The 4,843-nt window shown below is 75.3% G+C and carries 8 protein-coding genes; 2 read left to right on the top strand and 6 right to left on the bottom strand.

All coding sequences use genetic code 11. The features are described 5' to 3' along the window. The 3 genes from ABZ641_RS25895 to ABZ641_RS25885 all read right to left on the bottom strand — a co-directional run. Positions 1 to 271 (bottom strand): pirin family protein (locus tag ABZ641_RS25895; protein WP_359985372.1); only part of this gene is annotated, 271 nt, incomplete at its 3' end. Further along, positions 264 to 809, bottom strand: coding sequence for an OsmC family protein (locus ABZ641_RS25890; RefSeq protein WP_359985369.1), 546 nt, complete (start codon positions 807 to 809; stop codon positions 264 to 266). The genes ABZ641_RS25895 and ABZ641_RS25890, both read right to left, overlap by 8 nt. After that, entirely contained in the window at positions 806 to 1,111 is a 306-nt protein-coding gene (locus tag ABZ641_RS25885; protein ID WP_344622960.1) for a GNAT family N-acetyltransferase, read from the bottom strand. Before ABZ641_RS25885 ends, ABZ641_RS25890 begins: the two co-directional genes overlap by 4 nt. Positions 1,112 to 1,305: 194 nt before the next feature. On the opposite strand from ABZ641_RS25885, the gene ABZ641_RS25880 reads away from it, so the two are divergent. Continuing rightward, the gene (locus ABZ641_RS25880) at positions 1,306 to 2,088 is read left to right on the top strand and encodes an SDR family oxidoreductase (RefSeq protein WP_359985366.1); all 783 of its coding nucleotides are present in this window, start codon (positions 1,306 to 1,308) and stop codon (positions 2,086 to 2,088) included. Positions 2,089 to 2,295: 207 nt separating this feature from the next. On the opposite strand, the gene ABZ641_RS25875 is transcribed toward ABZ641_RS25880, so the two are convergent. Further along, on the bottom strand, positions 2,296 to 2,553 hold the full coding sequence (locus tag ABZ641_RS25875) for a LapA family protein (protein WP_344622958.1): 258 nt from the start codon (positions 2,551 to 2,553) through the stop codon (positions 2,296 to 2,298). 129 nt (positions 2,554 to 2,682) lie between these two features. On the opposite strand from ABZ641_RS25875, the gene ABZ641_RS25870 reads away from it, so the two are divergent. Further along, the gene (locus ABZ641_RS25870; RefSeq protein WP_344622957.1) at positions 2,683 to 2,961 is read left to right on the top strand and encodes a hypothetical protein; all 279 of its coding nucleotides are present in this window, start codon (positions 2,683 to 2,685) and stop codon (positions 2,959 to 2,961) included. Positions 2,962 to 3,058: 97 nt separating this feature from the next. Here ABZ641_RS25870 and ABZ641_RS25865 read toward each other — a convergent pair whose 3' ends face one another. Continuing rightward, a complete protein-coding gene (locus ABZ641_RS25865) occupies positions 3,059 to 3,802 on the bottom strand; it encodes a CBM20 domain-containing protein (protein WP_344622956.1) in 744 nt (247 codons plus the stop codon). Between the two features lie 376 nt (positions 3,803 to 4,178). Continuing rightward, positions 4,179 to 4,843, bottom strand: a 665-nt coding sequence (locus ABZ641_RS25860) for a hypothetical protein (protein WP_359985361.1), incomplete at its 5' end; no start/stop codon positions are given.

The following is a 4,843-nucleotide window of genomic DNA, read 5'->3' as shown; positions in this document are numbered from 1 at the left end:
CGCCCTCGTGCAGCCAACTCACCGTCTGCAGACCGATGTGCGGGTGCGGCGGCACCTGCATGCCGGGCTCGTCGGCGATGTCGTCCGGGCCGTAGTGGTCGACGAAGCACCAGGCGCCGACCATCCGGCGGCCCATGCTCGGCAGCAGCCGCCGCACCACGGTGGATCCGCCTAGCGCCGTCTCGCGGGCGACCAGCAGGTCCCGCACCGGACCCTCGGCGCGGTTGCCGCCGCAGGCGGTGGGGGTGGGGCGCAGGTCGAGGTCACTCATGGCGACCGGCCTCCTGCCCGTCGGCACCGGCACCGGAACCGGAACCGGCTGCGTGCTGCCAGCGCACCGCGCCGTGGTGCGCCTGTTCGACGATCGGGGTGCCGCCGCGGACCGCCCGGGTCACCGGGGTGCGGTCGGCGATGTCGAGCAGCCGGGCCCGCTGCGCCTCGTCGAGGTCGCCGAGCAGCTCGATCCGCCGGGTGATCCGCACGCTCTTCTCCGGGCCCTTCTCGTAGCCGAGGTGCACCCGGACGGTCTCCAACGGCCAGTCCTTGCGCTGGGCGTACATCCGCAGGGTGATCGCGGTGCACGAGCCGAGTGCGGAGAGCAGCAGGCCGACCGGGGTGGTGGCGGTGTCGGCGCCGCCGACGGACGGGGGTTCGTCGGCGGCCAGCTTGTGGTGGCCGGAGCGGATCTCGACGCGGTAGTCCTCGCCGGTGCTGGTGGCGACGGCGGCTGCGGAGCGGACGAAGGCGGGGGCCTCGGTGGTGGTGTCCATGGTGTCCTCGGGGGAGTGCCCGGTTTGGGGCGCGGTCACAGGCCGAAGCGGTCGCGCTGGGCGGCCGGCACCAGCTCGGCGTAGTCGGGGTGCTTGGTGATCCAGCCGCGGATGAACGGGCAGTACGGCAGCACGGCGGCGCCCTGCTCGCGGGCGGCGTCCAGCGCGCCCTGCGCGAGCTTGCCGCCCAGGCCGCGGCCGCCGAACTTCGGGTCGACCTCGGTGTGGATGAAGGCGAGCTCGGTGCCGTAGCGGTGGTACTCGGCGAAGCCCGCGAGCTCCTCGTCGTCGAAGATCTCGAAGCGGGAGCTGTCCTGATTGTCCGTCACGCGAATCGCCATGGGTCCTGCCTCCTCGATCGGGCCGCGGGTCTCGCGGCCTGTGTAGTTTACGATTAAACCAATCGGTGATCAACCGCATTCCCGGGACCCCGGTCCCGCCGCGCGGGGGCCGGCGGCGCTCCCCGTGGCCCCTTCCGCGACTCCGGGTGGCCGACGGGCCGTCAGGAGCTACGCTGGCCCGACACGATTCGATCATGGACCGAGGGGGCGCAGGGGTGCAACGGGGCGCGGTGGTGTCCGGCGGCGGCACGGGGATCGGCAAGGCCGTCGCCCGTGCGCTCGCCGCCGAGGGGTGCCGGGTGGCGGTCGTCGGCCGGCGCGTCGACGTACTGGAACGGGCCTGCGAGGAGATCGCCGAGGCCGTCCCGGGAGCGGAGGCCGTCCCGGTCGCCGCCGACCTCACCGTGCCCGCCCAGGTGGCCGCGGCAGCCGAGGCGATCGGCGAGCTCGGGCCGGTCGACGTCCTGGTGAACAACGCCGGCGCGATCGTCACCCCGCCCGCCGACGACGGCCTCGACGCCCTCGCCGCGGCCTGGCGGCGCGACCTGGACGCCAACCTGCTCGGCGCCGTCCTGCTCACCACGGCCCTCACCGACCGGCTGCGCCGCCCCGGCGGGCGGCTGATCGTCATCAGCTCGGCGGCGGCCCAGCGCGGCGGCGCCGGCCCGCACTCGGCCGGCTCCTACGCGGCCGCCAAGGCCGCCCTGCACGGCTGGGCCTTCGGCCTGGCCCGACAGCTCGGCCCGGACGGGATCACCGTCAACGTCCTGGCCCCCGGCTACGTCGCCGAGACCGAGATCTTCGGCGCGGGGTGGTCGGAGGAGTTCCACGCCCGCAAGATCGCCGACACCCTGGTCGGCCGGGCCGGCACCCCCGAGGACGTGGCGTCCGCCGTGGCCTACCTGGCCTCGCCGGCGGCCGGCTACGTCACGGGCCAGGTGATCGGCGTCAACGGCGGAGCCGTGCTGGGCCGGTAGCCCCCGCCCGTGGTCCGTGGTTCGTGGCTCGTGGCTCGTGGCTCGTGCCCTGTGACTTGTGGCCCGTGGTCCGGTTCGTGGCCTGCGGGCCGTGACCGGCGGCCGTGACCGGCGGCCGTGTCCGACCCCGGTCGGGCGGCGGGCGGCGTCTCCCCGTCACGTCCGGACGGGGCCTCGGGTGGCGGATGCGCGGGTTCGTCGGGGTCGCTACCGTCCCTTGCGGGCGGCCCGGCGGCGGGCGAGGAAGACGCCGATCAGCATGCCGACCAGGATGGTCACGGTCAGGACCACCCACAGCGGCATGGTGACGTCGGAGACCCAGAGGGTGATGGTCACCGACGCGGTGTTGACCGCGATGAACCACACGGCGAGGACCGCGATGACGCCGACCGCGATGGTGCGCAGCCGTACCTCGCGGCCCTTGACCGTGACACGCGACGGCTCGTGCTGGGTGTTCTGCGACATGGCTTCAGTATCGTGCGATTTGCCTGATTCGTCCCCGGAGGGCGGCCCTGCCGGGCCTCGGGCCGCCGTGCGGGCGGGTGCGGCCCGGCGCGAGGTGCGGCCGTCGGCCGTCCGCGGGAAGCTCGAAGGATGACGGCGCTGGTGGTGATGCTGGAGATCGAGCAGCCGGACACGGTCCACGATCTCGGCGGCGGCGAGCACGCCTCGGAGGGCCGCGCGGCCTTGGTCGTGCACGCGGCCCCGGTCGCCGCCGACGGCGGCCCCGAGCGGCGGACCTTCTGCGGATCGGACACCGCGGGCCTCGAACGCGACCCCTGGCAGCCCGCCGAGGACGCCGCCGTCTGGTACCCCTCCCGGTGGTCCCAGCGGGTCTGTGAGGAGTGCGCCGCCGCGGTGCGAGGCCGGTGAGCGCCGGCCGGTCGTCGTAGGCCAGCGAGCGAGCGGCTGCCCGGCCCGGCCCGGTCGGGGCCGGGTCGGGCCGGGTCGGAGCGGAGCGGCCGGCTGGTCAGCGCCAGCTGTCGTGCAGCACGAGGGTGCCGGTCGGCGGGGTGACGGTGGCGTGGTTCGGCCCGTCCTCCCAGACGACGGTGCCGTCGGCGTTCTTCTTCAGCAGCTTGTAGCGGACGGCGGTGTTCGGGGGCAGTGAGGCGATGCCGGTCCACTCCGGGTAGACGGCGTGGCTGGTGCTGAGCGGGACGGCCTTGGCCGGGTCCCAGGCGCCGAGTTCGGCGAGGTCGCCGGAGACGTACAGGGCCTGCCCCCAGCTGGTGGTGGCGGTGGCGGTGAAGACGGCGGTCAGCGGGTGCTCGCCGGTGACGTTCCAGCGGTCGGAGAGGGTGGTCTCGCCGCCGGTGCCGGACAGGAAGACGGAGCGGTTGGGGATCGACTCCCACTCCACCGCGCCGGCGGCGGTCCGCTTCAGGTACTTGTAGGTGAGCTGGCCGCCGGGCGGCAGCAGGAGGTCGACCGACCAGGTCGGGTAGCTCCGTGCGTCGGTGGTGAGGGGGACGGCGGTGGCCGGATCCCAGGCGCCGAGTTCGGCCGTGCTGCCGGAGACCAGCACGGTGTCCCCGTACTCGGTGGCGGCCGTGACCTGCAGGTGCACGGGGGTGCCGAGGGTGCCGCCGGTGGCGGCCCGGGCGGCCGTGGCGGGCAGGAGCAGGCTCGCGATCAGGGCCGTGACCAGGGCGGGGAGCAGCAGGAGGGGTCGCAGCCGGGCTGCGGTGGGGTGCGGCTGGGGGAACGTCATGTCCGTTGTCCTCCAGGTCGAATGGCGGCGCGGGGCGCCGCGTAGGGGGACGGCCGGGGCTCGCGTGCGGCGTCGGAGGCGAGCGGCGGTCCGAAGTGCTGCAAAGTCTTGCAGCAAGTTTCATGGCGATGGACGATTTCCGGCCAGGTGGAGGAAGCGCCTGCTCGGCGGGCGGGCGGCAGGGGCCCCGACCTAGCCTGACCTGCACACGACATCAAGGCGGCGGGCCGCCGGGACGCCCCGGCTCCGCCCTCCCGGAACGCGGCGGCCACCCGACGGCCACCGGACGCACCCCGCCGAGGGCTCCGCCGTCACCGCGTGTGACACCGGGCCGCGCGACAACGGCGGGAACCCGGCCCCTCGCCGGACGGGCGGCTCAGCCCGTGCGGGCGAAGTCGCCCCAGACCGACGCCCGGCCGCCCGCCGTCGCGGCGTCGATCCGGTACCAGTCACCGCCCGCGTCCCGGCCGCCGGCGTCGTGCCCGTACTGACCCGCGAAGACGTGCTGGGCGACCGGGACCGTACGGCCCGCCTTCAGCACCCAGCGGTAGACCAGCACGCCGCCCTCCTCCCGGACGGTCACCGTGAAGTCGCCCGCCGACGGGGTCTGCCAGTGGCCGGTGTCCTTCACCCCGCCGGTCTGCGGCACGTGCAGCTCCACCGTCAGCGCGGTGAGCACCTCACGCGTCTTGAAGGTCACGTTGCTCTGCGCCCAAGAATCCGTGCTGTGCGGATCGACGGAGCCGTCCGCCCACAGCGGGCCGTCCTCCGTCCGGCTCCCGGCGGGCCTCGCCGGCGTCGCCGGCCGGGCGGAGGAGGGTGAGGCGGAGGGGGAGGCCGGGGTGCTGGGCCGGGGCGCGGCGGAGGGCGGCCGGGACCCGGAGGTCGGTGCCGGCAGCGCCTCGGGCGCGGCGGACGGCGGGGCGGTGCTCGCGGCGGCGCTCGGCGAGGGAGAGGGTGTGGGCGGCGTCTGCGGTCGCTGGGCGATCGCGGCCACCGCGAGGCCGCCGACCGCCAGGGCGGCGGTCGCGGCCAGCCCGG

It is taken from the genome of Kitasatospora sp. NPDC007106, from assembly GCF_040634455.1.
Classification (GTDB): domain Bacteria; phylum Actinomycetota; class Actinomycetes; order Streptomycetales; family Streptomycetaceae; genus Kitasatospora; species Kitasatospora arboriphila.
This window is presented reverse-complemented; position numbering and strand designations above follow the sequence as displayed.

Bases quoted from the DNA above. Each gene is read 5' to 3' on its own strand.
- ABZ641_RS25885 (WP_344622960.1), bottom strand. From the start codon at position 1,111: ATGGCGATTCGCGTGACGGACAATCAGGACAGCTCCCGCTTCGAGATC.
- ABZ641_RS25880 (WP_359985366.1), top strand. From the start codon at position 1,306: ATGGACCGAGGGGGCGCAGGGGTGCAACGGGGCGCGGTGGTGTCCGGC.
- ABZ641_RS25875 (WP_344622958.1), bottom strand. From the start codon at position 2,553: ATGTCGCAGAACACCCAGCACGAGCCGTCGCGTGTCACGGTCAAGGGC.
- ABZ641_RS25870 (WP_344622957.1), top strand. From the start codon at position 2,683: ATGACGGCGCTGGTGGTGATGCTGGAGATCGAGCAGCCGGACACGGTC.
- ABZ641_RS25865 (WP_344622956.1), bottom strand. From the start codon at position 3,802: ATGACGTTCCCCCAGCCGCACCCCACCGCAGCCCGGCTGCGACCCCTC.